A 22,958-nucleotide genomic window follows, 5' to 3' on the forward strand; every position below is an offset into this window, starting at 1 on the left:
CGCGCTTCGGAGAGGGGCGGGGCGAGGCGGTGCGGCCCGGCGACGCCCGGTCGGTGCAAGCGGCGGAGGGGGCCAGGGCGGGCGGTGGGCTCCTGCTGTCGGGAGATGCGGGAGCTGACGCCGCTCGTGACGGACCCTCAGCCACAAACGCTATTTATTTGCTTTAGATGACGCTAGCCCCTACCGTCGACTAAGGCAAATCTTTTGCTTTTGCTGGAGACGGCCGGCGATGGTCGCTGGGTGGCCGCTCCACAACGCGCCCTGTATGCAGAGAAAGGGGATCCATGAGCGACGTTGAACTCACCGCTACGGAGGCCGCCCGATGGGCGCTCCGTGCCGGGCTCCCGCTGGAGAGCGAGCGCCACGCCGAGGTGGCCGCCACCGCGAACCACATCCACTCCGTGGTGCGCACCTTGCGCGAACTGGACTTCGGGGAGACACCGCCCGCCACCCACACCATCGAAGGGGCGGCCACCGATGGCTCTCTTTGAACTGACCCTCGCCGAGGCGGCCGACGCCGTGGCGCAGGGGGAGCTGTCCCCGGTGGAGCTGACCCATTCCGTGCTCGAACGACTCGACGCCGTCGAAGAGCGGCTCGGGGCGTACGTCGCCGTGGCGAGTGAAGCGGCGCGAGAGTCGGCCGTATTGGCGGAGCGCGAGATCACGGCCGGCCGGTATCGGGGCCCGCTGCACGGCATCCCGTTCGGGCTGAAGGACCTCATCGATGTCGCCGGTCTGCCGACCACCGCCAGTTCCCGGGTGCGCGCGGGGCATGTCGCGCAGGCCGACAGCGCGGTGGCCCGGCGCCTGTTCGACGCCGGCGCGGTCCTCCTGGGGAAGACGCACACACATGAATTCGCTTACGGGCTGACGACGCCGCAGACGCGCAATGCCTGGGACCAGGGCCGCATCGCGGGCGGATCGAGCGGTGGTTCCGCGGTCGCGGTGGCCGCCGGAGCGGCCACCTTCGCCCTGGGGACCGACACCGGAGGTTCCATCCGCGTACCCGCGGCGCTGAACGGAGTCGTTGGGCTGAAGCCGACCTACGACCTCCTCTCCCGGCACGGTGTGACCTCGCTGTCCTGGTCCCTGGACCATGTCGGCCCCCTCACCCGTACGGTGCGGGACGCGGCGCTCGTGCTCTCCGCGCTGACGGGCAACGACTCCGAGGGCCCGGCCGACTCCGGTGTGGCGCGGCCCGGCTACCCGCTCCCTGGGGAAGGGGACTTGACGGGCCTGCGGATCGGAGTGCCGGTCAACTACTACTTCGAGCGGGTCAGCCCCGCCGTCGAGACCGCTGTACGGGGCGCCCTCGCCCAGATGTCGGACCTCGGGGCCGAGCTCGTCGAGGTCGAGATTCCGCTGGCCCGCTACGTCCAGGCGACCCAATGGGGTCTGATGGTCCCGGAGGCCACCGCCTACCACGAACGTGCCCTGCGGTCGGTCCCCGAGCTGTACGCCCCGGACGTCCGGGTGCTGCTGGAGGCCGGCGAACTCCTTTCGGCCGGTGACTACCTGCGGGCCCAGCGGGCCCGCACGCTCATGCGCCAGGCGTGGGGGCGCGTGCTCGAACAGGTCGATGTGATCGCTGCGCCCGCGGTGCCGATGACGGCCGCCGAGGTGGGCCAGGACACCGTGGAATGGCCGGACGGTACGACGGAGAGTGTCTCCGACGCCTATGTCCGCCTGTCCGCCCCCGCGAACATCACCGGGATCCCGGCACTGACACTGCCGGTCGGCCGCGATCACGCGGGCCTGCCCATCGGAATGCAGCTGATGGGGCCGCCCAAGGGGGAGGCCCTCGTGCTGCGTGCCGGTCATGCCTACGAATCCGTCCAGGACGGGCACGGTGAACTGGCCCCGGGGACGGCCTGAGAACGCGGGACAGGCAGGTGCGCGACAGCCGGTTCAGCCGTGGATGCCGGTGCGCCTCGCCGGAGGCCGGCCGGGCTCCTCGCGGGTGAGGGCTGCTGCTGAGCGACGGACGTCAGAGAGGAAGGACCCACTCCAGATGCAACGATTTTGCTTTAAGGTGGTGGCATGAGTCCCAAGGCCATGGCTCGCCCCGGGGGGCGCAGCGCGCGCGTCCAGGAGGCAGTGCACGCCGCGGTGCGGGAACTCGAAGCCGAAGCCGGCCGGGCCGCGCTGACCGTGCCGGCGGTCGCGGCCCGCGCGGGTGTCACCCCGTCGACGATCTACCGCCGCTGGGGCGACCTCCATGAGCTGCTCTCCGACGTGGCGGTCGAACGGCTGCGTCCCGAGGAGCCGCCCGCCGACCACGGGAGCCTCCACACCGATCTGGAGGCCTGGGCCAGGCAGTTCCTCGACGAGATGGCCTCTCCGTCGGGCCGCGCCTATATACGCGACGCGCTCCTCGGCGACCCCGACGGCAGCAATGCCGGCCAGTGCTCGGCCTACGCCGCCGACCAGATCGAGGTCATCCTCGGTCGCGCGACGGGACGCGGCGAAGCCGCTCCCGACGTCGAAGCGGTCATGGACCATGTCGTGGCGCCGATGATGTACCGCATCCTGTTCCAGCCGGGCCGGCTCACGGCTTCCTACGCGGATCAGCTCGTCCAGGCCGCCCTTACCACACCCGTCCCGCCCGACTGACGGAGCGAGCCGTCGGCCTCGCCACCACCGTCGTGGGACTTTCGTTGCTGCACGTCGCGACGAAAGGTGGTGTCGTCGACGCGTGGGGCTGCTTAACGTGGCTGCGTGACAGGTGTGGAAGGTATGGAGCGTGCACAGCGCGCTCGGCCGACGCCCGCGGTAAGGGTGCGTGCGGGGCTGCGGCGGCTGGCCGAGCCGGGCAGGGCTCTCTTCGGTCCCGGGATGTGGCCGCCCAGGCGCATGGTGCTGGAATCGCTGCTCAGCGTGGTGCTGGCGACGCTGGTGGCGGGAACCGAGGCCCTGCGCGACGGGGGCGCGGTACAGATCGTCGCCGTCGCGCTGGCTGCCGGACTGCTGGTGCCGCTGCGCCGGGTGCTGCCCGGGACCGTCCTGCTGGTGGCCATCGCGGCGTCGTTCCCGTTCGGCGGTTTCGCGCTGCTGGTCCCCGTCGCCAGCTGGTCCGCCGGGCGCCGGATCGACGGGGCGGGCAGGGCGACCGGCACCTTCGCCTTCGCCTACGTCCTCAGCTTCTGCCTGGATCTCTCGCGGGAGTTGCCCCGCGTCTCGCCGGCGCTCCTGGTCGTAGGCGCCCTGGTGACGCTGGTCGCGACCGTCGTTCCCGGCCTCGCCGGCCGCTACTGGTCGCAGCGCCGCACGCTGCTGGACACCCTGCGCGAGTACAACGCCCAACTGCTGCGCGAGCGCGCGATGATCGCCGGACAGGCCCGGATGCGCGAACGCCAGCGCATCGCGCAGGACATGCACGACAGCCTCGGCCATCAGCTCGCTCTCATCTCGGTGCACACCGGCGCGCTGGAGGTGGACCGCGAGCTGACCGGACGACAGCGGGAAGCCGTGGGGGTGCTGCGGGAGGCCTCGGTCGGCGCGATGCGCGAGCTGCGCGAGGTGGTGGGGCTGCTGCGGGACGGCACCCACGCCCCTGGTGACGGGACCACTCCCTCGGCTGTCGCGGGCGGCACGCCCACCCCCGCTCTGGAGGCGATGGGAGAGGAGGACGCCAAGGCGCCGTCGCGCGGAGTGGCAGGCATAGAGCGCTTGGTGGAGGTGTCCCGGAGCGCGGGTACGGCAGTGGAGCTGCGGCGCTCGGGCGAGATGCGTCCGCTCGCCCCGACCGCCGACCACGCCGCGTACCGGATAGCTCAGGAGGGCCTGACCAACGCCCATAAGCACGCCCCGGGCGCCTCGATCACCATTGAACTGCGCTATGAGCCGGACTCGTTGGTCGTGGAGGTCGCGAACGGCCCCGTACCCGAGACCGCGGACGACGGCCGGAGTGTGGTGAGCGGCGGCCAGGGGCTGACCGGGCTCCAGGAGCGGGCCCGGCTCGTCGGCGGCATGGTGCATGTGGGCTCCACGGCGGACGGCGGCTTCCGGCTGGCGGGTGTGCTGCCGTACACCACGCCGGAACGCGGTGCCACCAGCTCCTCGCCCGGCGACGAGACGGCGACGTTCGTTGACCTCACAGGCGACTTTCGACAGCAGATCGCGGCGGGTTCGCTCGGCGAAGATCCGGTCATCGACTGGAACGGATCGCCGAAGGAGCTGGCCAAGGCCATGAGTACGCAGAAGAGAAGCAGCGGTATAGCCATCGGTTGCGGGGTGGCGGCACTGCTCGCCCTGCTGCTGGTGGCCGGCGTCGTCGTCGGTGGGGCCTTCCTCATGACCGAGGCGAACAAGGGCATGATCGAGCCGAAGGAGTACGCAGCGGTGAAGGTGGGCCAGTCCGAGACCGCGGTGCGCAAGCGGTTGCCCGACGGCTCCTCCTTCCTGTCCAACGGCCTGGACAAGGGCGCGCCGCCGGTGCCCAAGGGCGCGAAGTGCCTCAGCCTGAATTCCTCGGAGTTCGGCAGCAGCTGGGAGAAGGATCCGGTCTTCCGGTTCTGCTTCAAGGGCGGCAAGTTGATCGAGAAGAAGTCCTTCGAGGTCAAGACGTAAGGGCGGAACGCTCGTTGTGAGGTCCGGGCGGGCGGCGTGTTCGGGGATGATGGTGAGCGGCCGCAGCTATGACCGTTCAAGAGGGCGCAGGAGACTCGTGATCAAGGTTCTCGTCACGGATGACGAGCCGCTCATTCGGGCGGGTATCAGGATGATTCTCACCTCGGCCGACGACATCGACGTCGTCGCGGAGGCGGCGAACGGTCGCGAGGCGATCGAACTGGCCCGCGCCCAGCGGGTGGACGTCGTGCTGCTCGACATCCAGATGCCGGTCATGGACGGGCTGACGGCCCTCGCCGAACTCCGCCGGGTCGCCCCCGATGCGCGGGTGCTGATCCTCACCACCTTCGGGGAGCAGCAGAACGTGTTGCGCGCCCTGGCGGACGGCAGTGCGGGCTTTCTGCTCAAGGACTCGGCGCCGGCGGAGCTGATGCGCGCGGTACGGGCCGCCGCGGCCGGGGACGCGTATCTGTCCCCGGGGGCCACCCGCCATGTCGTGGACTCGCTGGCGTCCGGCCAGAGCGTGCGCCGCGCCGAGCAGGCCCGCCGTCGGCTGGAGACCTTGTCGGACCGCGAGCTGGAAGTCCTGGCGCTGCTGGGCGAGGGCTTGTCCAATGCGGACGCCGGCCAGCGGATCCATATGAGCGAGGCCACGGTCAAGACGTATGTGAGCCGCATCCTCGCCAAGCTGGGCTGCGAAAACCGGGTACAGGCCGCACTCCTGGCACGAGACGCCGGCCTGGGCACCTGAGCAAGCCTCCCCGGCCCCGCGGAACGAGTCCCTCACGAGCGGCTGCCCTGGCACCGCTCCACCCCCGCAAGTCACCGCCTCAGTGAAGTCGAGGCCCGGTCGGCGTAGCTCCAGTCGCTGCACGCACATCTCCCGACGAGGCCGTGGCGGCACGCCCGCGCCAAGGGCCCCGGCCCGACGCAAGCAACTGCCCCGGCCCGGGTTGCCCCTGGACAATCCAAGCACCCAACTCGCCCTGGGCGCCCAGCACATCACTCTGGGTGCCCAGCACATCCTCCTCTTCCACTCAGCAACAGAAAGACAGCCATGTCCAGATTTCCGACGCTCCGCACCACCTCGCTGCTCTGCGCCTCCCTCCTGCTCACCCTCGGCGCCACCGCCTGCGGCCCGGACAAGGACGCCACCGGCCGTCTGAACTCCTCGCCCGCGGGGGCCGCCGCCCTCCCCGCGTCCCTCGCCTCCCAGAAGCTCAACTGGCAGCCCTGTACGGCGCCGTCCACCGCTCAGGGCGGTGGCGCCGCGCCCGGCAAGCTGCCGGACGGCACGGCGTGGGAATGCGCGACCATGAAGGCGCCCCTGGACTACGCCAAGCCCGCCGGCGACACCATCGATCTCGCGTTGATCCGCGCCAGGGCCGAGGGCGGCGGCAAGCGGACCGGCTCGCTGGTCTTCAACTTCGGCGGGCCGGGCGCCTCAGGCGTGGCCACCCTGCCGGGCTTCGCCCCGGCCCGTACCCTGCGCTCGCACTACGACCTGGTCAGCTTCGACCCGCGCGGCGTCGGCAACAGCGCGGGCATGCGGTGCCTGAGCGACAAGGAGATCGACGCGCAGCGCGCCGAGGACCACGATCTGGCGGGGACGGCCGAGCAGAACAAGCGGACCGCGGCGGCCTGCGCGAAGCACTCCGGGAAGGTGCTGCCACACGTCGGTACCGAGAGCGCCGCCCGCGACATGGATCTGATGCGCCAGGTACTGGGCGATGCCAAGCTCAACTACTTCGGCATGTCCTACGGGACCGAACTGGGCGGCGTCTACGCCCACCTGTTCCCGAAGCACGTCGGCCGCACCGTCCTGGACGCCGTGGTCGACCCGACCCAGAACGCCGTGCAGGAGTCCCTGGGCCAGGCGAAGGGCTTCCAGCTGGCGCTGGACAACTACCTCGCGCACTGCGTCAAAACGCCCGGCACCTGCCCGTACCGGAGCCCCGAGGACGGGCGCCGGCGGATCGCCGGCCTCCTGGCGAAGACCGCAAAGCAGCCGCTGCCGACGAAGAGCGGGCGCAAGCTCACCAAGGAGCAGGCGATCATAGGCATCGTCGCGACGCTCTACTCCAAGGAGGCCTGGCCGGCCCTGTCGGTCTCGCTCGCCCAAGCGGAGCAGGGGAGCGGCGACAACCTCATGATGCTGGCCGACGGCTACATAGGCCGGGACGACAAGGGGCACTACAACACCATGCAGTCCGCCAACACCGCGGTGAACTGCGCCGACACCAAGCAGCGCCGCACCCCCAAGGAGGTGCAGGCCAGACTGCCGGAGTTCCGCAAGGCGTCCCCCGTCTTCGGTGAGCTGACCGCGACGGGCCTGCTGGGCTGCCACGGCTGGCCGGTCACCGGCACCAGCGACACCCCGGAGGTCTCGGCGCCCGGCGCCGCCCCCATCGTCGTCATAGGCAACGCGGGCGACCCGGCGACTCCCGTCGCGGGCGCCCGGAAGATGGCGGAGAAGCTCGGGAAGGGCGTGGGGGTGCTGCTCACCGTCAAGGGCGAGGGCCATGGCACCTACGGCGTCAACCCGTGCGCCACCAAGGCCGTGAACGGACATCTGCTGGACGGCAAGGTCCCGGCGGACGGCACCGTCTGTTCGTGACCATCGCGTAGCGCGCCGATGCGCACGCTCCCGTTGTCGGGGCGTGCGCATCGGCTGACTTACTGCGGTCCTGCGGCACTGCCTGCCGCAGGACCGCGCGGGGGCCGCAGCGATCAGCAGGTGCTCGCTACCAGCCCCTGGCCGGCGCCGCCCTCAGAAAACGCTGGATGTCAGGTACCTGTCATCCATAAGTGTAGAACTTGGTGTGATCCAGCAGGTCCGCCGGAGTGACGTCGTTCCACGGCTTCATGGTGTCGTGGAGGCCGACGACGTTGGGTGTGCTGCCGGTCGGCAGATACCCCGACTTGGGGTGCATCCGCTGCCAGTCGGCCCAGAGCTTGTCGATGAAGCAGTGGTGCAGCCAGAAGACCGGGTCGTTGGGCGAGGCGCCGGTGGTCATCTGTCCGCCGACCCAGACGTGCACCCGATTGTGCAGATTCGGGCCGCGCCAGCCCTCGACGTTGTTGCGGAAGCTGTCGGACGAGCTGTTCCAGGGGGCGGCGTCGTAGACCGTCAGGGCGAGTACCCGGTCCACCTCGGCCCTGGTCGGCAGTTCGCGGACCCCGGCGCCGAGCGAGCGGCGCAGGAACGTCCGGCCGTCCACCCGGATGTTCATCGGCCACTTGCCGCTGGTGAAGGCGAACGGCCCCGAGGTCACCCGGCCGTCGCCGCTCCGCCCGTCACCGCCGAGGAAGTCGTCGGCCCACAGGGAGCTGCGGGGTGTGCGATCGACGGTCCAGTCCCAGTAGGGGAGCATGACCGACGGCGTGATGCTCTGGAGGGCTTGTTCGAACTGGAGCAGGAACCTGCGGTGCCAGGGCAGGAACGACGGTGACCGGTGGCCGGTCCGCTCTCCGTCGTCGGTGTCACCGATGATGAAGGCGTTGTGGGTGCTGATGAACTCGTCGTAGCGGCCGCTGCGCTTGAGCTCCAGCACCGCATCGACGAAGTTCCGCTTCTCGGTGGCGGTGAGGTCCGCCTGGTTCTTCCGGACTGCCATGTCGAGGACTCCTCGGTGGGGGGACGGGCAGGGTCGGGTCTCAGCCGGTGACGACGGGGACCAGGTCGGCGCCCTGGAGTTCGCGGACGGCGGCGCGCGCCAAGGCACGTGGCGTGGTGAAGGTCTCGTAGTGGTTCACCAGGCTTATCCAGGTGCCGTCGGCATTCCGCATCACATGGAGGTCGTCGTTGTCGATGCGGACGACGAAGTCCATCCCTTCGTGGGGGCCGGCGGCCCGGCCGGCGTGGTGACCCCCGTGGCCTCCGTCATCGGCGGGCCAGCCCTCGATATGGCGGCCCTGGTACACCTCGTCGAACGGCTCCGCCATCTGGTGCCCGCCGGACGGCCCATGCCCGGCTGAGTGCCCGTGACCGGCTGAGTCTCCGCGGCCTGCGGCGGGGCGGGCAGTGGCGGTTTCGGCGAAGGCGGCCGGTGCGGCGAGCACCGCACCGGTCACGGCCGCGGCGCTGCCGTACAGCACCTGGCGTCGGGTGGGACGCGACATGTTCCACTCCTCTGTTCGTCTCGGCTCCTCCTCCGGGTCAGGCCCGCAGGGGAGGTTCTTCGAGCCGGCGGACCGACGGTCGGTCCGCGCCGCCACATGCTGGCAGGGACGAACGGATCATCAAGTTGTCCCGGTGAGTGAGGCAAGGAACGAGACAACACCTGTACAGAGGTGCAGGATTCAACGGCGCCGATCGTCTTCCCGTCCCTGTACGGCTCGCCGCGGAACCGGATATTCCGCGATGTCGGCCGCCCTTCGCCGCAGATCCTCCTCTCGCTCGATCGAAACCATGAGCCCCCGCACGGCCGGAACTCGGCGCGAATGCAGGGGGCTCCGGGGTTGGGGGGTTTGCGGCCCCGGGCCGGCCGCGTCGAGCCGCCCTACGGGCACTGGGAGACGGTGCCGGACGACCCGACGCTTCCGGTACGAACGCCAACATCGTTGCCACGGCGAGGGGTTGGCCTGGTAGCTCCCGGCTCAGTGGTGCTGCTCACATGTGCGTGGCGTGCGCTCGTGTGCTGGGCGATCCGGGACAATGAGAGAGATCCGGAACTCTGAAACAGGTGCTGACCTGGGGAAACGATGCCCCCTGCGAGGCCGTTCCGGAATGCCGGAACGAGCAGAGGATCAGGGTGGGGACGGAAACAGACGAGTTCGCACGGCAGTTACGCCGGCTGAAGGAGCGCTCCGGACGCAGTTATGGCGTACTCGCCGGGCAGCTGCACATGAGCGTGTCCACGCTGCACCGGTACTGCAACGGCGATGCCGTGCCGATGGACTTCGCACCCGCCGACCGTCTCGCCAGGCGGTGCGGGGCGACACCGGACGAACTGGTGGAGCTGCACCGGCGCTGGATCCTCGCCGACGAGGCCCGCAGGCGGAGCCGCGCAGGTTCCGCGGCGGCCACCGCGTCCGCCCCGGCCGCCTCCTCGACCGATCAGCCGGCCCCCACGTCGGCCGAGCAGGCAGACACGTCCGCCAATACGGCCGCGGGGACAGCCGCGGCCTCCGCCCCTGCGCCACCCGCCGCCTCGCACCCCCACACCACCGCGGAAAAGCCGGACTCACCGCGCGCCTCGGACGCACCAGCCACCCCGGACCCGCCGGCGCCCGAGCGTGCCCCCTCCCGGCGCCTCACCTATCTCCGTATCGCCCTCGCGGTCGCCGTCGCGGCCGGCCTCGCCATACCGGCGGCCATAGCCGTGGACGCACCCGAGGCGGGCGATGCCGAGCGGCGGAGCGCGCGCAGCGCCGACCCGCGACCGGATGCCGGCGGCGCTCCCGCGCGGCCGCCGAAGAGCCCTGCACCGGGCCGCAGCACAGCGGACCGAAAGCCCACGTCAAGTGGAAAAGCGCGGCACGACGCCACACCGGGCCCGGAACGGTCCGAGGGCTCCGGCGCGAGCGCGGCCCCGGAAGACGAACGGGGAGGAACGGCTCCGCGCGTGGGCGTCAGCTCGTACAACTGGGATCAGCCCTGTGGCGTCAACTATCTGTTCCAGAAGACCCCGGACCATGTGCCGCCACCGCCCCCACCCCAGGACTCCCGTGGCTGGGCACGTGCCGAGGGGGGCATCGACGGCGGCCATCTGCGGCTCCAGCTCACCGCGACGGGCCGTACGGATGACGCGGTCGTGCTGACCTCCCTGCATGTACGGGTGGTGGGCAGACATACCGCGCTGCCGTGGACCGCCTATGGGATGGGCAACGGCTGTGGCGGCGGTGTCACCCCGCAGACCTTCGACATCGACCTGGACGATGCCCAGCCGCTGGCGAAGCCCATGGCCGGGCAGGACGGCGACATCGTGGTGCCCGCGAAGAACTTCCCCTTCAAGGTCTCCACCCAGGACCCGCAGGTCCTGAATCTCGACCTGCACACCGAGGGGCATGACGTCAGCTGGTACCTGGAGGTCGGCTGGAGCAGTGGCGGCCGGCGCGGGACGATCCGCGTGGACGACGGAGGAAGGCCGTTCCGCACGAGCGCGATCGAGGGCCGCAAGCACTATTCCTACCGATGGGACACGAAGCGCTGGGTTTCCGAATGATCCGACGGCCCCGGAGCCGCAGGGCGCCTGACGCATAGTCAGTTCCTCGGCCGGATACGGGGAACGACGACCGGTGCGTTGTGTGAGGGTCGGGACCGGCATGGGCCGTCAGCCCCTGCAAGCGGGCGTGCAGCGGGCCCGCCCCGCACCGGGCAGGGCACCGGGCGAGATATCGGCGGCCAGTCGGTAGGAGCCCAGGCGGTCATGATGGTGCACGCGGCGGGATTCCGCCTCGCGCGGTGGCTTCCAGGCACCCGCGAGGGCGACTCGCGAGACCGATGCCGGCACGTTCGATGTCACGCGAGCGGGGCTGACGTACGGTGACTGTGGCCTGGACGTGGCTGTGGCCCCTGGCGGTGCCCTGGGCCCAGCCGTGCTCTTCCCCTTGCCCTTGCCCTGCCGTGGCCGTGTCCGAGGAGGTGGCTGGTGATGGTGAGGTGGTCCCACCACCGCGACGCCCTGCGTGGCCGTGTCGCTCTGGTGGCCGGAGCGACGCGGGGAGCCGGCCGCGGAATCGCTGCCGCACTGGGGGAAGCCGGTGCCACCGTGATCTGTACGGGGCGCAGCAGTAGCACCGGCACCGCCGCAATCCAGTCGGATTACGCCCGCACCGAAACCATCGAGCAGACGGCCGGGCTGGTGAACGGCCTGGGCGGGGTGGGGATCGCGGTCCAGGTGGATCACCTGGATTCCGCGCAGGTCACACGCCTGGCGGAGCGCGTGCGCGACGAACACGGTCACCTCGATGTGCTGGTGAACGACATCTGGGGCGGCGAGATCCTCAAGGGGCCGCCACCGGAGTGGAACACCCCCGTCTGGGAACACGACCTGGACAAGGGCCTGCGCATCCTGCGACTGGCGGTCGAGACCCACCTGGTCACCTCGCACCACCTTCTGCCCCTGGTGATCAACCGACCCGGCGGCCTGCTCGTCGAGGTCACCGACGGCACCACGGCCTTCAACGCGGAGCACTACCGGATCTCGGTGTACTACGACTTGGCGAAGGTCGCCGTGAACCGCCTGGCGTACTCCCAGGGCCACGAACTCGAACCCCACGGCGCGACCGCGGTGGCCCTGACCCCAGGATGGCTGCGCTCGGAAATGATGCTCGACAATTTCGGGGTGACCGAGGCCAATTGGCGGGACGCCCTGCACGGCACCGTGGAGGGATACCCTGCCGCCCCCGCCGGATTCGCGCACTCCGAGTCACCCCGATACATCGGCCGCGCCATCGCAGCACTGGCCACGGACCCCGCCCGGGCCCGCTGGAACCAGCACTCACTGACCTCCGCCGAACTCGCCCGCGCATACGGCTTCACCGACATCGACGGCTCCCAGCCCGACAGTTGGGCCCACCAGGCGTTCTAGGATCACGCCGAAGGCACTTCCTGGGGGACGCGCATGGCTTTCGAGATGGACTTGCCGCTCGGCGAAGACGCCGACGCGGCCCGGCTCGCCGCTGACCTCGCAGAACTCGGCAACGAGCGCTTCCTGCGGGCGGTACTCTGCGACCAGACGCGTATCCACCACCGCAGCACCGACCGCCTCCTCGGCTGGACCACCGACGCGCCCGGGACCGCCGAGCCCACATCCAGCCTGCTGCTGCGCGCCCTCCACCTGTGCTTCACGGCTCATCTGCCCTTGAGCCTCTCGCCCGATGTGCTGTGGTACGCCGTCGTGCACGAGGTGGCCGTGCACGTCCGGCTCAACTCCGCCACGTACGAGGGACTCTTCACCGAGACAGCCGGGCACCGGCAGACCATCGCCGTACGCGACGACCTGGCCCCGTGCGACTGGGAACACTCGATCAATCTGGTCCAGCAGCCCCTGCGCGCCCGGATCGGCGACGAGGTGGCCGACCTGTTCCAGCCGGCCTTCTCCACCACCACCCCCACCGACGCCACGGCCACGCTGGTGGCGCTGATGGACGTGGTCAGCCCGTACTACCGCTTCCGGTGGCAGACGCTCTGCGGCATTCCCCGGATCCGGCTCGAGGGCACGGACCGGGACTGGCGCCTGCTGACGGCCCGGGTGCGGGAGCTGGCGGAGTGGTTCGACGGGCTGCGGCCGTGGTTTGCCGCCCTGCACCCGGTGCTGGAAAAGATCAACGCGACCGCTTCGGGGTGGGGTGTCGACCACGCCTTCTGGCGTTCGCTCTACAAATGGGAATCGGCCTCCGGCGGTGACCGCGTCACGGGGTGGATCACCGCCTTCTTCGCCCACCGGTACACCGACGACGGCCCGCTTCCCAAGAAGTCCTTCGGCCCGGGCACCCTCGCCGAGGAGGACTTCCCCTCCCACGTTTCCCGTGTCCCGTTCCGCTGGGAGACCCTCGGCGGAACCTCCGAGATGGCATTCCTCGGCGGCGTGCTCGGCATCGACCGCGACGGCGAGTGGGTACGGCCCCGACTCGGCCACGCCGTGGTCGAACTTCTCCCCGAAGCCGGCTCGTGGACCGCGAACCAGCGGATGCCGGGCCGGCCCAGCCGACAGGACGGCGCAGACACCGCCTAGGCGCAAGCCGCGTTGAGATCGTCGTCCTGTAGATGGTGCAGGAGCGAGGCCCGGTGCAGGTCGGCTATGGGGGCGGGGAGGTCCGGGTGGCGCAGCAGTGTCGCCGCCCGGCGGTCGCGAGCGTCGGGACTGGTCAGCCGGCGGAAGTCGAGGGGCAAGTCGGCCAGGTGCTCAGTCTTCGTGAGGGCCGCCACCGCAGTGTCGGCGAGGACCGGCACGGTGAGCAGGCAGGCGGCCCAGCTCGCCACGACCTCATCGACCCAGCTCCGCCACGCCTCCTCGGGCTCGGTGGCGTCCACCGCCTCGGCACCGGTGAGCCAGTCCAGCCGCTCCGAGCCACCCGGGCCGACAAGGGCGAGCAGAGCGGCATCCGCAGCCGTCGGATACCGCAGCCACGCGGCGACCGTTGCCGCCTGCTGAGCCTGGGCCTGGGCCAGAGCTGTGTCCAGGGCGCCGCCTGTGGCGGGGTAGGCGCGCAGCAGCCACTGTGCGGTGGAGGCGATGACGGGGGAGAGATCGGCGGACATCGGCACGGTGTCGTGTCCTTTCTCTGGCGCAGCGGGAAACGGCCCGTAAAGGTGTGGAGGTGCGAATAGGCCTTCGGGGGAGCCTAGGCCCAAGACATTTCCGGCGAAATGATCCAGGTCACGTGGGTGGGAGGGCCGCAAGGGGGGACGCGGCGGCCTGGTCGCGGGTCTCGCGGGCTTCGTTCCGCAGGCTCTCGACTTCCGTGGTGACGGCGTCCAGCCCCCCCCGCGGGGCGAGTCGTCCAGCGCTGCCCTTCAGTTCGGCCGGAACGCCCCGAACAGCAGCTCCCCAACTCACCTAGCCCGAGTCAAGCGCCCTCGTCCCTTCCGAGCCGGCGTTGGCGGGGCCGACCGACAGCAGCGGCCGCGGTGTCGTCGTAGACGAGCAGGCCGTCGGGGCGTAGCCGCAGCCCCGGCGTCGGTGGGTGGGGCATGAGCCGGTTGTCGTGCATCAGGTGGTGGACGGTGACGTGTCTGGACACGGTGGCGAAGTCGGCGATCAGGCGTCGGTGACAGCGCCACCAGACCGCCTCACTGCACATCACCGTCGTGCGGGAATGAGCGGCTTCGTCGAGCAGTCGGTCCATCGCTGCCACGAACGCAGGCTCACGCATATAGGCGGCATAGCCCCTGAACGAGGCATTGCGCCAGATGACGTCCGGGGAGTCGGCCGGTGTTTTGCGGAAGCCACCCAGGTCCGGCTCCCAGCGGTAGCTGATGCCGGCCTGTGGCATCCAGTGGGCGAGGCTGCTGCGGAACAGGTGGGGGTTGCGACGGCTGCCGGGCCCGATCCGTACGTCGACGATCGACTGCACGCCCGCTCCGCGCAGCAGCTCGATCACCTGCTGTTGCTCCGCGGTGCTGTGACCGAAGGTGATCAGCTCCGCATCACGCATCGGGCCCCGGACCGTCGCCGTGCCGGCTGGTCCCCACGTCCGGTCGCCGCTCTGCCAGGACCATGGTTCCGCATGGCTCCAGACTGCCTCCGTACACCGGCTCCCGCACCTGCACCCGCACTCGCCACACGACGCCGGAGGGCCCCACCGTAGGGGTGCCGAAGCCTGGCCGTTTCCGGATACCGTGCGCCGGCCTCGGCCGCTACGGCAGCGGGGTGCCGCCCGTCGCGTTCACGATCTCCGCCGTGATGTAGCTCGCCTGCGGAGAGGCGAGGAAGACATACGCCGGGGCCATTTCCGCGGGCTGTGCCGGGCGGCCCAGCGGTGCTTGTTTGCCGAACTCGACGGTGTCGGGCAGCGTCGCCGGGATGAGGGGCGTCCAGACCGGGCCGGGCGCGACCGCGTTGACGCGGATGCCGTCCGAGGCGAGCATCTGCGCGAGGCCCTGGGTGAAGGTGACGATGGCGCCCTTCGTCATGGCGTAGTCGAGCAGGTGCGGGCTCGGCTTGTAGGCCTGGACGGAGGCGGAGTTGATGATGCAGCCGCCCTTGGGCATGTGGGGCAGTGCCATCTTCGACAGCCAGAACATGCCGTACAGGTTCGTCCGCACCACTCGGTCGAACTGCTCGGTCGTGATGGCGCCGATGCCGTCCGGCTGGGACATCTGGTAGGCGGCGTTGTTGACGAGGATGTCGATCCGCCCGAGTTCGTCGACCGCGCGCTCCACCAGCGCACGGCACTGCTCCTCTTCACGGATGTCGCAGGAGACCGCGACGGCCTTCCGCCCCGCCTCCTCGACCAGCCGCACCGTCTCCCGCGCCTCGTTCTCCTCCGACTCCAGATGGGTGAAGACCACATCGGCCCCCTCCCGCGCGTACGCCAGCGCCACCGCCCGTCCGATCCCGGAATCGCCGCCGGTCAGCAGCGCCTTGCGGTCGGTCAGCAGACCGCGGCCGCGGTAGCTCTCCTCGCCGTGGTCGGGCGGCGGGTCCATCGGCCCGGTCCACCCCGGGTGCGGCTGGTCCTGCTGCGGGAATTCCGGCTGCGGGTGCTTGGTCACCGGGTCCTGCGGGCCGTGGTTCGCTGCCATGGAGACCTCCTGTGCGCATCTGCTCGGCGGGCATCGGGTGCCCTGTCGCCGCCCAATGAATCACTGGCCCGCCGGCCGGCCGGCGCTCGACGCGGCGGGGAGTCCGAAGCTACGCAGGACAGAGCACAGGATCCCGGGGGCCGGGCCCGACGGTGGCAGGCACTGTGCTGCGGCCGGCAGCCGGCGCTTGGCCCCGGGTGCTCAGGCTGCCTGGATCAGTTCGGCGCGGCCGAACAGGAGCGCGTAGCCCGGTGGGAGCTGCGTGAGGATGCGGGTGAGGAGTTCTTCGCCGGCGAGCTGGGCGACCGTGGCGAGGACCGCGCCGGTGTCCCACCGTGCGGTGGCGGGGGAGCCGCCGGTGCGCGCGGCGAGGTTCTTCACGAAGCCCCAGCCGGTGAGCTGTTCCGTGGCGGGGATCTGAGCGGTGAAGACCAGAGCGGCCTCCACGGGCAGGCGGGCGGCGAGGTCGACGCGTTCCTCGCCGGTGAGCTGCCGGCCCAGGTCCGCCAGAACGGCGCGTACGACTTCTTCGGCGCGTTCGCGGGTGGGGTACGCGCCTTCATAACGCACGCGCTCCAGCATCTGCTTGAACGTCATCTCTGGTGCCGGCCGAGTCGGTTCAGGCTGGGTGAACACGGGAGGAGTTGCCTTTCTCGGTTCATGGGAGAGCCCGGGACCGCGGCGTCAGGGTCCCGGTCTCCCGAGGGTCGATTCAGTGGTGGAGGGCCGAAGCGGAGTACGTCACCGGTGGGCGCCGGAGCACCGGGGAGCTCGGAGGGCGGGCGCAGGTGTCAGGGCCCGCCCTCCGTCATGGGGCGGTCTCGCTCAACCCGCGATCTGCTTGTGCGACGCGTCCCCGCCGATAGCGATCTTGCGTGGCTTGGCGCGTTCGGCGATCGGGATGCGAAGGGTCAGCACGCCTGCGTCGTAGTCGGCCCTGATGTGCTCGGTGTCGAGGGTGTCGGCCAGCATGAGCTGGCGGGAGAACGCGCCCAGGGGGCGCTCGGAGAGCTCCATCTGGGCGGTGTCCGCCTTGGCGATCGGCCGACGCTCGGCCTTGACGGTCAGCATGTTCCGCTCGACATCGATATCGATCGCGTCCGTGGAGACGCCGGGCAGATCGAGGGCGATCACATACTCCTCACCCTCGCGATAGGCGTCCATCGGCATCGGGGACGGCCTCGACCAGGTACCGGAGGTCCCCATCAACTGCTGGGTGAGCCGGTCCAGCTCGCGGAACGGGTCAGTGCGCATCAACATTGCGAAACACCTCCAAGGGGATTGGGCAGAAACTGCCAATGCGCTTCACCTGACACCGTTGTAGCATGTCATCCAAACGATGACAACCTCGATGTCGTCTAGGTGACGACAGAACGGAGCGTGCGATGCCCCCAGAGCAACCGCCCCTCGCACCCACCGGCCCCGCCTCCTTTCTTGCCGCCGCCGCGGCCCTCAGGGCGATCGACCAGGCCATGCGCGGCGCCCACACACAGCAAACAGCCGATCCCCTGCGCTCCGAGACGGAGCCCGAGCAGGCCCTGGCCTCCCTCCTGCTGCTGCGCGAGGTCCGCGAGGAGCTCGCGACATGGGAGACGGGCCTGGTCGAAGCCGCCCGCCGGGCCGGCGCCAGCTGGGCCGATCTCGCCGCCCCCCTCGGTGTCGCCAGCCGCCAGGCAGCCGAACGCCGCTATCTCCGCCAGCGCCCCGGCGCGGCCGGCACCACCGGGGAACAACGCGTCCAGGCCACCCGTAACGATCGAGCCGCCGACCGCACCGTCACCACATGGGCCCGCCACCACACCGCCGAACTCCGCGGGCTGGCCGGCCAGATCCTCGCCCTGCCCAACCTGCCCGCCGCGGCCCGTACCCCCCTCGGCCACCTCAACGACGCGCTCGCCGGCAACGACCCCGCCACCCTGATAGAGCCCCTCATCGCCACTCAGCCGCACCTACAGGAAGGCCATCCCGACCTCGCCACCCGCATCAACACCATCAGCCGGCACACGGCCCAGCTACGGCAGGCGAGCCACGACAAGCGCCGTGCCTGATGGGGCGGCCCCCGGCGGTTCGTGGTGATCATGGACCGCGGATCAGTCGGTGACCAGCAGGGCCTGGGCGACCCGGCCGAGCATGATCCATTGACGGTAACGCTCTGTAACGCGCGTCGGCCGGCACCGACCATGAGCTGATGTCCCAGCTGATGCCCCGGATCCCGGGGGAGAGGGTGAGGGGCGGTGCCGGCCCCCCTGACGTGCTGCCGCACCGCCAGTCCTGGTGGTTTTTCCGGCCCGGGAGGACGCTTCGGGCACCCGGCGAAGGAGTGACCGGGTCGGCGCGCAGGGGACGGGAGCCGTTCGATGAGCCCCGGGGCGTGTCCGGCGTAAGGGCGAGGGGCGGGCATGAGTGTCCCCGGCTACCGGGAACCGGCCTTGGCGCGACACCGGCGCTCGCCGCGTGCCCAGGGCAGCTTCAGCCGGGCCCCGGCGGTCCGGTGGGCAGGGCGCCAGGTGGCGACCAGGGCGGCGGCCAGCAGGAGTTCGGCGATATCGCCGCCGTAGTACATGATCTCCGCTGCGCCCTGGACCTGGTCGATGGGGGCGTCGATCTCGACCCAGAAGCCGCCGTACATGAGCTGAGAGAGCACCGCGTGCGCCGCGATCGCGACACCGAGGTAGACCAGCCGGGACCGTACTCCCGGCCGTGACGGCGTGGGGTCGGGGCCGGCGATGACGTACGCGAACAGGTACCCGGACAGCAGGAAGTGGGCGTGCAGCAGCCAGTGGCCCACCGGGCTTCCCGCGGTCGCGTGGTACAGGGGGGTGAAGTACAGCGGCGCCAGGCTTCCGGTCGACAGCAGCAGTGCGAGGGCCGGGTGGGCCAACACCTGTGCGCGCCGGCTGTTCAGCACGGTGGTCAGCTGTCGGCCTCGGGCGGTCGGCAGCGTGCGCAGCAGCAGGGTGGCCGGGGCGCCGAGGACCAGGGCGAGGGGCGCGTACATGCCGATCAGCAGGTGCTGGGCCATGTGGGCGCGGAAGTCGGTGTGCGCCTGGGGCGCGAGCGGAGGCAGCAGTGCGAGGGCGAGCAGAAAGCACCCGGACAGGAAGCTCGCCGTCCGCCACCGCCGCCACCGCCGGGCGGGGTTGCGACGGCCGGCTCGGCGGACGAGCAGCAGGTAGGCGCCGGCGGTGAGCAGCAGCCCGAGTGCGGGGGCCACCGTTTCAGGCCAGCCGCTGGGGGAGGCGTGGGCGTCGTGCGGGGGCATGGCGTGGCCCATCAGGCGCTCCGGGATTCACGGCCGGTGACGGGGGCGTCGGGATCGAAGGGCCGGCCGCTGCGCTGAAGCAGGTAGCCGCCGACGAGCAACAAGCCGCCCAGGACGAGGAATCCGGTGTCCCACCACGCTTGGTAGGGGCCGCCGTGGACGTGGTGGATGCCCAGGAGCTGGTGGTCCAGCAGGCCCTCGACGAGGTTGAACAGGCCCCAGCCGGCCAGGGCCCAGCCCCACAGCACCCGGGAGGCCCACACGCGGCGCCGGTGGTGGGTGACCCGTGAATAGAGGAGGGCCAGGCCCAGCAGTACGGAGATCCAGCACACGGTGTGGAAGACGCCGTCCCACACGGTGTTCATCTCCAGACCGGACACGGTCCGGGGGTTGTAGTACTTCACCCCGATGCGGTCGCGGTGGGTGCTGGTGAGCATGTGGTGCCACTGGAGGAGCTGGTGCAGCAGGATGCCGTCGACGAAGCCGCCGAGCCCCACCCCCAACACGATCCCCGGTAACTGGATGCTGCGTGATGCCACCGCGCCGTCGCGGGCCTCGCCCCCGGGGGTCGCCATCGTTGCCTCCGCCGCTATTGCCCAACTGGTGCTTATTTCCTTCAGAATCCGCAGAACAGCTGCCCGGCGGGAAGTCACGAACCCGCAGACAGCGAAAGCACGCCGGCCCCGATAATTCCCGCATCGGGGCCGACGTGCCGGTGGTCGGCGCACTCACCTCGGTGACACTCGCGCCCTTGGGCTGAGCGGAACCCACATTCCTGGCTCCGCCGCCCGTACCTAACGCCATGTGGTCACTCCTTGACCGCGTCCTTGGCCTTTTCCTTGGCCTCGCGCAGATCGCCCTTGGCCTCCTTGGAAGACCCTTCAGCCGCCATCCGTTCGTTGCCCACGGCGCGTCCCACCGACTTCTCCGCCTTACCGGTGATCTGCTCGGTCTTGGCCTTTGCCTTTTCGTTGCCGCTCACGGTGAAATCCTTTCGTCGATTCATGAAGGGTCGATTCATGAAGGGGGTGGGGGACGGAAACCAGTCGTATGGGTCAGCTCGCGAGCTGGAGGGACGCCGGGAGGGGGCGTCCGTGGGCCGCTTCTGCCAGATCCGCGTCGAGCTGCCGAGCCGCGAAGGCCAGGGCCGCTTCGACGGTCCGAGTGCCGGTGGAGACGCAGAGCGTGTAGGAGAGGTCCGCCAATTGCCGCCGGGTCTCGTAGGAACTCCGCTCCGACTCCCGGGCGCGGAATTCCTCGTACTGCTTCACAAGGTCCCGCAGTATCACCGGATGGGGCTTCAGCACGGTACGTCCTCTCTCGGGGAACTCGACACCGATGTGCCGCTTATCGCCGATAATTGATTCAACACCACGTCTCATCCACCCTTTCATGCCCGGTGATTTCTACGGTCACCAGCGGTACCAGCGGCCTCGCTTGCCGCTGGGGCCCACCGAACGCAGCACAAAGCCCAGCAGCCATGCGGCAAGCACGATCACCGCTACGACCCAGAGCGCCTTGAGCGCGAATCCGGCACCGAAAAGGATCAGGGCGAGAAGAAGAACGAGAAGCAGGGGAACCATAGTTATCAACCTCCGACCACCGTGTGCCCTCACGCCCTTCCGCCACACCATGCATTCATGTGTTTCTTCCACGGCGGGCGGGGCATCCGTAACGGCTTCTCCCGCGTCGAATTCACCGCCGCACTGGGCCTCTTGGCGGGCGGGACCGCTCGTGAAGGGGGCGCGGGCAGTGCCGCCCACCCGCCTGACGCAGGAGTTCCAGCACACCTGCGACGTACTCCGCCGCCATGTCGACCCCTGACGGTGCGGGGGCGGGCGTCAAACGGCGTGCATACCTCTCTCGGGTGCGGGTACCGGACCTCGCGACCGGGGAAGACACAGGAGGGAGCACCACTATGCGTGCCGGCCTTGCGACATCCGCAGTCCACGCCCAGGATTCCGCTGCTGACGTTCGCACGGCTCCGGCTTCGTCGCCGGAAGACCTGCCGCACATCGAAGACCCGCAGGACATCGCGCCCCGGGACGCCCGGGAGCTGACACAGGTGTTCTTCCAGCGGCTGGAGACGCTCGAAGAGGGCACCCACGCGTACCAGTACGCGCGCAACACCCTCATCGAGATGAACCTCTCCCTGGTCCGCTACGCGGCCCGGCGCTTCCGCAATCGCGGCGACGACATGGACGACATCCTCCAGGTCGGCACGATCGGCCTGATCAAGGCCATCGACCGCTACGACGTCTCCCGTGACGTCGAGTTCACCACCCTCGCCATCCCCTACATCACCGGGGAGATGAGGCGCTTCTTCCGCGACACCACCTGGGACGTACGGGTGCCGCGCCGTCTCCAGGAACTACGCGTCGACCTCGCCCGGGCCAACGAGAAGCTCTCCGGCCGGCTCGGCCGGGACCCGAAGGTCAGTGAACTCGCGGCCGAATTGGGCATCAGCGAGGACGAGGTCGTCGAAGGGCAGGTGGCCGCCAACGGCTACAACGCCTCCTCCATCGACGCCACCTTCAACGACGACGGCAACGACACACCGCTCGCCGACCTGATCGGCGAACGCGACGCGGAGATGGACCTCATCGAGGATCTGCACGCTCTCGCGCCCCTCCTGGACCAGCTCGAAGAGCGTGACCGGCACATCCTCGAAATGCGCTTCGGCCAGGAGATGACCCAGGCGCAGATCGGCAAGGAACTGGGCGTCTCACAGATGCACATCTCCCGCCTCCTGACCCGCGCCCTGACCCAACTACGCGCCGGCCTGCTCACCGAGGAGTAACACCTCTGGTGGCGTGCGCGAGTGCCGCTCTGTCTTGCAGGGCACGGGTGCCCTTGCGGGGGCCGAGCCGCCTGCGGTGGTCGCGCAGCTGATGGAGATGATGTCGTCCCATCCAAGTGGAATGACGGGGGATTCATCGCATGATATACAGGCGTAATGCCTTTACAGCGCCCGTTCCGCTTCGGTGTCAACATGTTCGTTCCCGGTTCGCGACGCGAGTGGAGCGCGAAGTGCCGCAGAGCCGAGGAACTCGGGTTTGATGTAGTCGGAGTGGCCGACCACTTGGGATTCCCCGCACCGTTTCCCGCAATGGTGCTCGCAGCCGAAGCGACCGAACGGGTACGGCTGACCACATTCGTGTTGAACACGCCTTTCTACAACCCCGCCCTTCTCGCGCGTGACGTGGCGAGCACCGACCAATTCGTTGACGGGCGTATGGAACTCGGGCTCGGCGCAGGCTATGTGAAGGCCGAGTTCGACACCGCGGAGATACCGTTCCCCAGCGGCGGAAAGCGGGTCGAACAGCTGGAACGGACTGTCACCACGTTGCGCCGTCTGTTTGCGGACACCGAATATCGGCCGCGTCCAGCCCAACCATCCGGGCCACCACTGCTGATTGCGGGCTGGGGCGACCGGCTGCTGCGGCTGGCCGCCACGCACGCCGACATCATCGCCTTCCCCGGAGGCTGGGCCAGCACCACCGGTGATGAACTCCATCTGGCCGGAGTCGCGCAGATGGAAGAACGGGTCGCCTACGTGCGCGGCCTGCTCGGTGACCGCGCCGACGCTGTGGAGCTCAATATCCTGGTGCAGCAGGTGATTCCGCCCGCCGAACGCAGCGCGATACCTGACAGGTTCGCGCCGCTGCCGCCCGATGCCGCGCACAGTCCCGAGGAACTGCCCAGTGTATTGATCGGAACCCCGGCGGAGATGGCGCAACAACTCAAGGAACGCCGCGAACGCTACGGCTTCACCTATTTCACGGTGATGGAATACAACATGGAGAACTTCGCGCCGGTCATCGACGCGCTGCGCTGAACTAGACACTTCGCCACAATGCCGCCGACGACGGGGGCTGTGATGGAAAGGGGTGACCCGATGAGCATCGGCGCCGGAACCAGTCGTGGCACGGC

24 protein-coding genes are annotated in these 22,958 nt (G+C 69.8%); 12 read left to right on the forward strand and 12 right to left on the reverse strand.

Annotated elements, in window-relative coordinates:
- The first annotated feature begins 284 nt into the window (after positions 1-284).
- The 6 genes from TU31_RS09715 to TU31_RS09740 all read left to right on the forward strand — a co-directional run bounded on the left by TU31_RS09715 (position 285) and on the right by TU31_RS09740 (position 7,186).
- Positions 285-491, forward strand: a complete 207-nt coding sequence (locus TU31_RS09715; protein ID WP_042152222.1) for a hypothetical protein — start codon at positions 285-287, stop codon at positions 489-491.
- Complete coding sequence (locus TU31_RS09720) at positions 478-1,875, forward strand: Asp-tRNA(Asn)/Glu-tRNA(Gln) amidotransferase GatCAB subunit A (protein WP_042152224.1); 1,398 nt, start codon at positions 478-480, stop codon at positions 1,873-1,875. The genes TU31_RS09715 and TU31_RS09720 overlap by 14 nt, the downstream gene beginning before the upstream one ends.
- A gap of 165 nt (positions 1,876-2,040) precedes the next feature.
- Positions 2,041-2,613, forward strand: a complete 573-nt coding sequence (locus tag TU31_RS09725; protein ID WP_042152225.1) for a TetR/AcrR family transcriptional regulator — start codon at positions 2,041-2,043, stop codon at positions 2,611-2,613.
- A gap of 222 nt (positions 2,614-2,835) precedes the next feature.
- Positions 2,836-4,569, forward strand: coding sequence for a sensor histidine kinase (locus tag TU31_RS09730; protein WP_042152226.1), 1,734 nt, complete (start codon positions 2,836-2,838; stop codon positions 4,567-4,569).
- 97 nt (positions 4,570-4,666) lie between these two features.
- The gene (locus TU31_RS09735; RefSeq protein WP_042152229.1) at positions 4,667-5,320 is read left to right on the forward strand and encodes a response regulator transcription factor; all 654 of its coding nucleotides are present in this window, start codon (positions 4,667-4,669) and stop codon (positions 5,318-5,320) included.
- A 306-nt stretch (positions 5,321-5,626) separates the two neighbouring features.
- Positions 5,627-7,186, forward strand: a complete 1,560-nt coding sequence (locus tag TU31_RS09740; protein ID WP_042152232.1) for an alpha/beta hydrolase — start codon at positions 5,627-5,629, stop codon at positions 7,184-7,186.
- Between the two features lie 181 nt (positions 7,187-7,367).
- Here the strand turns inward: TU31_RS09740 and melC2 are convergent, their stop codons facing one another.
- A complete protein-coding gene (melC2, locus tag TU31_RS09745; RefSeq protein ID WP_042152238.1) occupies positions 7,368-8,186 on the reverse strand; it encodes a tyrosinase MelC2 in 819 nt (272 codons plus the stop codon).
- A 40-nt stretch (positions 8,187-8,226) separates the two neighbouring features.
- Positions 8,227-8,691 (reverse strand): apotyrosinase chaperone MelC1, encoded by a 465-nt coding sequence (gene melC1 / locus TU31_RS09750; RefSeq protein ID WP_042152241.1) that lies wholly within the window; start codon positions 8,689-8,691, stop codon positions 8,227-8,229.
- Positions 8,692-9,323: 632 nt separating this feature from the next.
- Between melC1 and TU31_RS09755 the strand changes: the two genes are divergently transcribed.
- The 3 genes from TU31_RS09755 (at position 9,324) to TU31_RS09765 (ending at position 13,250) form a co-directional block, all read left to right on the forward strand.
- Positions 9,324-10,736 carry a helix-turn-helix domain-containing protein gene (locus tag TU31_RS09755; RefSeq protein ID WP_042153657.1) on the forward strand — a complete coding sequence of 471 codons (1,413 nt, stop codon included), beginning with the start codon at positions 9,324-9,326 and terminating at the stop codon, positions 10,734-10,736.
- A 429-nt stretch (positions 10,737-11,165) separates the two neighbouring features.
- Entirely contained in the window at positions 11,166-12,104 is a 939-nt protein-coding gene (locus TU31_RS09760; RefSeq protein WP_181018578.1) for an SDR family oxidoreductase, read from the forward strand.
- 33 nt (positions 12,105-12,137) lie between these two features.
- Positions 12,138-13,250, forward strand: coding sequence for a DUF4419 domain-containing protein (locus TU31_RS09765; RefSeq protein ID WP_245698479.1), 1,113 nt, complete (start codon positions 12,138-12,140; stop codon positions 13,248-13,250).
- Here the strand turns inward: TU31_RS09765 and TU31_RS09770 are convergent.
- The 5 genes from TU31_RS09770 to TU31_RS09790 form a co-directional block, all read right to left on the reverse strand.
- Positions 13,247-13,777, reverse strand: a complete 531-nt coding sequence (locus TU31_RS09770) for a hypothetical protein (RefSeq protein WP_042152243.1) — start codon at positions 13,775-13,777, stop codon at positions 13,247-13,249. The two genes, TU31_RS09765 and TU31_RS09770, sit on opposite strands and share 4 nt — an antisense overlap.
- 308 nt (positions 13,778-14,085) lie before the next feature.
- A complete protein-coding gene (locus tag TU31_RS09775) occupies positions 14,086-14,673 on the reverse strand; it encodes a DUF488 domain-containing protein (RefSeq protein ID WP_042152246.1) in 588 nt (195 codons plus the stop codon).
- A 202-nt stretch (positions 14,674-14,875) separates the two neighbouring features.
- Positions 14,876-15,763 carry an SDR family oxidoreductase gene (locus tag TU31_RS09780; protein ID WP_042152249.1) on the reverse strand — a complete coding sequence of 296 codons (888 nt, stop codon included), beginning with the start codon at positions 15,761-15,763 and terminating at the stop codon, positions 14,876-14,878.
- A gap of 201 nt (positions 15,764-15,964) precedes the next feature.
- Positions 15,965-16,360 (reverse strand): DUF2267 domain-containing protein, encoded by a 396-nt coding sequence (locus TU31_RS09785; protein WP_181018579.1) that lies wholly within the window; start codon positions 16,358-16,360, stop codon positions 15,965-15,967.
- Positions 16,361-16,588: 228 nt separating this feature from the next.
- Complete coding sequence (locus TU31_RS09790) at positions 16,589-17,023, reverse strand: Hsp20/alpha crystallin family protein (RefSeq protein ID WP_042152256.1); 435 nt, start codon at positions 17,021-17,023, stop codon at positions 16,589-16,591.
- Between the two features lie 125 nt (positions 17,024-17,148).
- Between TU31_RS09790 and TU31_RS09795 the strand changes: the two genes are divergently transcribed.
- The gene (locus tag TU31_RS09795; RefSeq protein WP_042152259.1) at positions 17,149-17,811 is read left to right on the forward strand and encodes a hypothetical protein; all 663 of its coding nucleotides are present in this window, start codon (positions 17,149-17,151) and stop codon (positions 17,809-17,811) included.
- Positions 17,812-18,176: 365 nt separating this feature from the next.
- Here the strand turns inward: TU31_RS09795 and TU31_RS09800 are convergent, their stop codons facing one another.
- From TU31_RS09800 to TU31_RS09815, 5 genes are all read right to left on the reverse strand, one after another.
- Positions 18,177-19,037 (reverse strand): cytochrome c oxidase assembly protein, encoded by an 861-nt coding sequence (locus TU31_RS09800; protein WP_042152262.1) that lies wholly within the window; start codon positions 19,035-19,037, stop codon positions 18,177-18,179.
- Complete coding sequence (locus TU31_RS09805) at positions 19,037-19,600, reverse strand: DUF2243 domain-containing protein (protein WP_042152266.1); 564 nt, start codon at positions 19,598-19,600, stop codon at positions 19,037-19,039. Before TU31_RS09805 ends, TU31_RS09800 begins: the two co-directional genes overlap by 1 nt.
- Before the next feature lie 233 nt (positions 19,601-19,833).
- Positions 19,834-20,007 (reverse strand): CsbD family protein, encoded by a 174-nt coding sequence (locus TU31_RS36675; RefSeq protein WP_078885671.1) that lies wholly within the window; start codon positions 20,005-20,007, stop codon positions 19,834-19,836.
- A 73-nt stretch (positions 20,008-20,080) separates the two neighbouring features.
- Entirely contained in the window at positions 20,081-20,332 is a 252-nt protein-coding gene (locus TU31_RS09810) for a DUF5133 domain-containing protein (RefSeq protein WP_042152268.1), read from the reverse strand.
- A gap of 105 nt (positions 20,333-20,437) precedes the next feature.
- On the reverse strand, positions 20,438-20,608 hold the full coding sequence (locus tag TU31_RS09815) for a hypothetical protein (protein WP_042152270.1): 171 nt from the start codon (positions 20,606-20,608) through the stop codon (positions 20,438-20,440).
- A 335-nt stretch (positions 20,609-20,943) separates the two neighbouring features.
- Between TU31_RS09815 and TU31_RS09820 the strand changes: the two genes are divergently transcribed.
- Both TU31_RS09820 and TU31_RS09825 read left to right on the forward strand, forming a co-directional pair.
- Positions 20,944-21,825: a SigB/SigF/SigG family RNA polymerase sigma factor gene (locus TU31_RS09820; RefSeq protein WP_078885672.1), complete on the forward strand. Its 882-nt coding sequence runs from the start codon at positions 20,944-20,946 to the stop codon at positions 21,823-21,825.
- A 156-nt stretch (positions 21,826-21,981) separates the two neighbouring features.
- Complete coding sequence (locus tag TU31_RS09825; protein WP_042152273.1) at positions 21,982-22,863, forward strand: LLM class F420-dependent oxidoreductase; 882 nt, start codon at positions 21,982-21,984, stop codon at positions 22,861-22,863.
- Positions 22,864-22,958: the final 95 nt, after the last annotated feature.

The sequence above is a fragment of the Streptomyces lydicamycinicus genome (assembly GCF_000829715.2).
Lineage (GTDB): Bacteria > Actinomycetota > Actinomycetes > Streptomycetales > Streptomycetaceae > Streptomyces > Streptomyces lydicamycinicus.

Excerpts from the sequence above, each read along its gene's own strand:
- TU31_RS09715 (WP_042152222.1), top strand. The coding sequence starts at position 285 with ATGAGCGACGTTGAACTCACCGCTACGGAGGCCGCCCGATGGGCGCTC.
- TU31_RS09720 (WP_042152224.1), top strand. The coding sequence starts at position 478 with ATGGCTCTCTTTGAACTGACCCTCGCCGAGGCGGCCGACGCCGTGGCG.
- TU31_RS09725 (WP_042152225.1), top strand. The coding sequence starts at position 2,041 with ATGAGTCCCAAGGCCATGGCTCGCCCCGGGGGGCGCAGCGCGCGCGTC.
- TU31_RS09730 (WP_042152226.1), top strand. The coding sequence starts at position 2,836 with ATGTGGCCGCCCAGGCGCATGGTGCTGGAATCGCTGCTCAGCGTGGTG.
- TU31_RS09740 (WP_042152232.1), top strand. The coding sequence starts at position 5,627 with ATGTCCAGATTTCCGACGCTCCGCACCACCTCGCTGCTCTGCGCCTCC.
- melC2 (WP_042152238.1), bottom strand. The coding sequence starts at position 8,186 with ATGGCAGTCCGGAAGAACCAGGCGGACCTCACCGCCACCGAGAAGCGG.
- melC1 (WP_042152241.1), bottom strand. The coding sequence starts at position 8,691 with ATGTCGCGTCCCACCCGACGCCAGGTGCTGTACGGCAGCGCCGCGGCC.
- TU31_RS09760 (WP_181018578.1), top strand. The coding sequence starts at position 11,166 with ATGGTGAGGTGGTCCCACCACCGCGACGCCCTGCGTGGCCGTGTCGCT.
- TU31_RS09765 (WP_245698479.1), top strand. The coding sequence starts at position 12,138 with ATGGCTTTCGAGATGGACTTGCCGCTCGGCGAAGACGCCGACGCGGCC.
- TU31_RS09770 (WP_042152243.1), bottom strand. The coding sequence starts at position 13,777 with ATGTCCGCCGATCTCTCCCCCGTCATCGCCTCCACCGCACAGTGGCTG.
- TU31_RS09775 (WP_042152246.1), bottom strand. The coding sequence starts at position 14,673 with ATGCGTGATGCGGAGCTGATCACCTTCGGTCACAGCACCGCGGAGCAA.
- TU31_RS09780 (WP_042152249.1), bottom strand. The coding sequence starts at position 15,763 with ATGGCAGCGAACCACGGCCCGCAGGACCCGGTGACCAAGCACCCGCAG.
- TU31_RS09785 (WP_181018579.1), bottom strand. The coding sequence starts at position 16,360 with ATGACGTTCAAGCAGATGCTGGAGCGCGTGCGTTATGAAGGCGCGTAC.
- TU31_RS09790 (WP_042152256.1), bottom strand. The coding sequence starts at position 17,023 with ATGTTGATGCGCACTGACCCGTTCCGCGAGCTGGACCGGCTCACCCAG.
- TU31_RS09795 (WP_042152259.1), top strand. The coding sequence starts at position 17,149 with ATGCCCCCAGAGCAACCGCCCCTCGCACCCACCGGCCCCGCCTCCTTT.
- TU31_RS09800 (WP_042152262.1), bottom strand. The coding sequence starts at position 19,037 with ATGGGCCACGCCATGCCCCCGCACGACGCCCACGCCTCCCCCAGCGGC.
- TU31_RS09805 (WP_042152266.1), bottom strand. The coding sequence starts at position 19,600 with ATGGCGACCCCCGGGGGCGAGGCCCGCGACGGCGCGGTGGCATCACGC.
- TU31_RS09815 (WP_042152270.1), bottom strand. The coding sequence starts at position 20,608 with ATGGTTCCCCTGCTTCTCGTTCTTCTTCTCGCCCTGATCCTTTTCGGT.
- TU31_RS09820 (WP_078885672.1), top strand. The coding sequence starts at position 20,944 with ATGCGTGCCGGCCTTGCGACATCCGCAGTCCACGCCCAGGATTCCGCT.
- TU31_RS09825 (WP_042152273.1), top strand. The coding sequence starts at position 21,982 with ATGCCTTTACAGCGCCCGTTCCGCTTCGGTGTCAACATGTTCGTTCCC.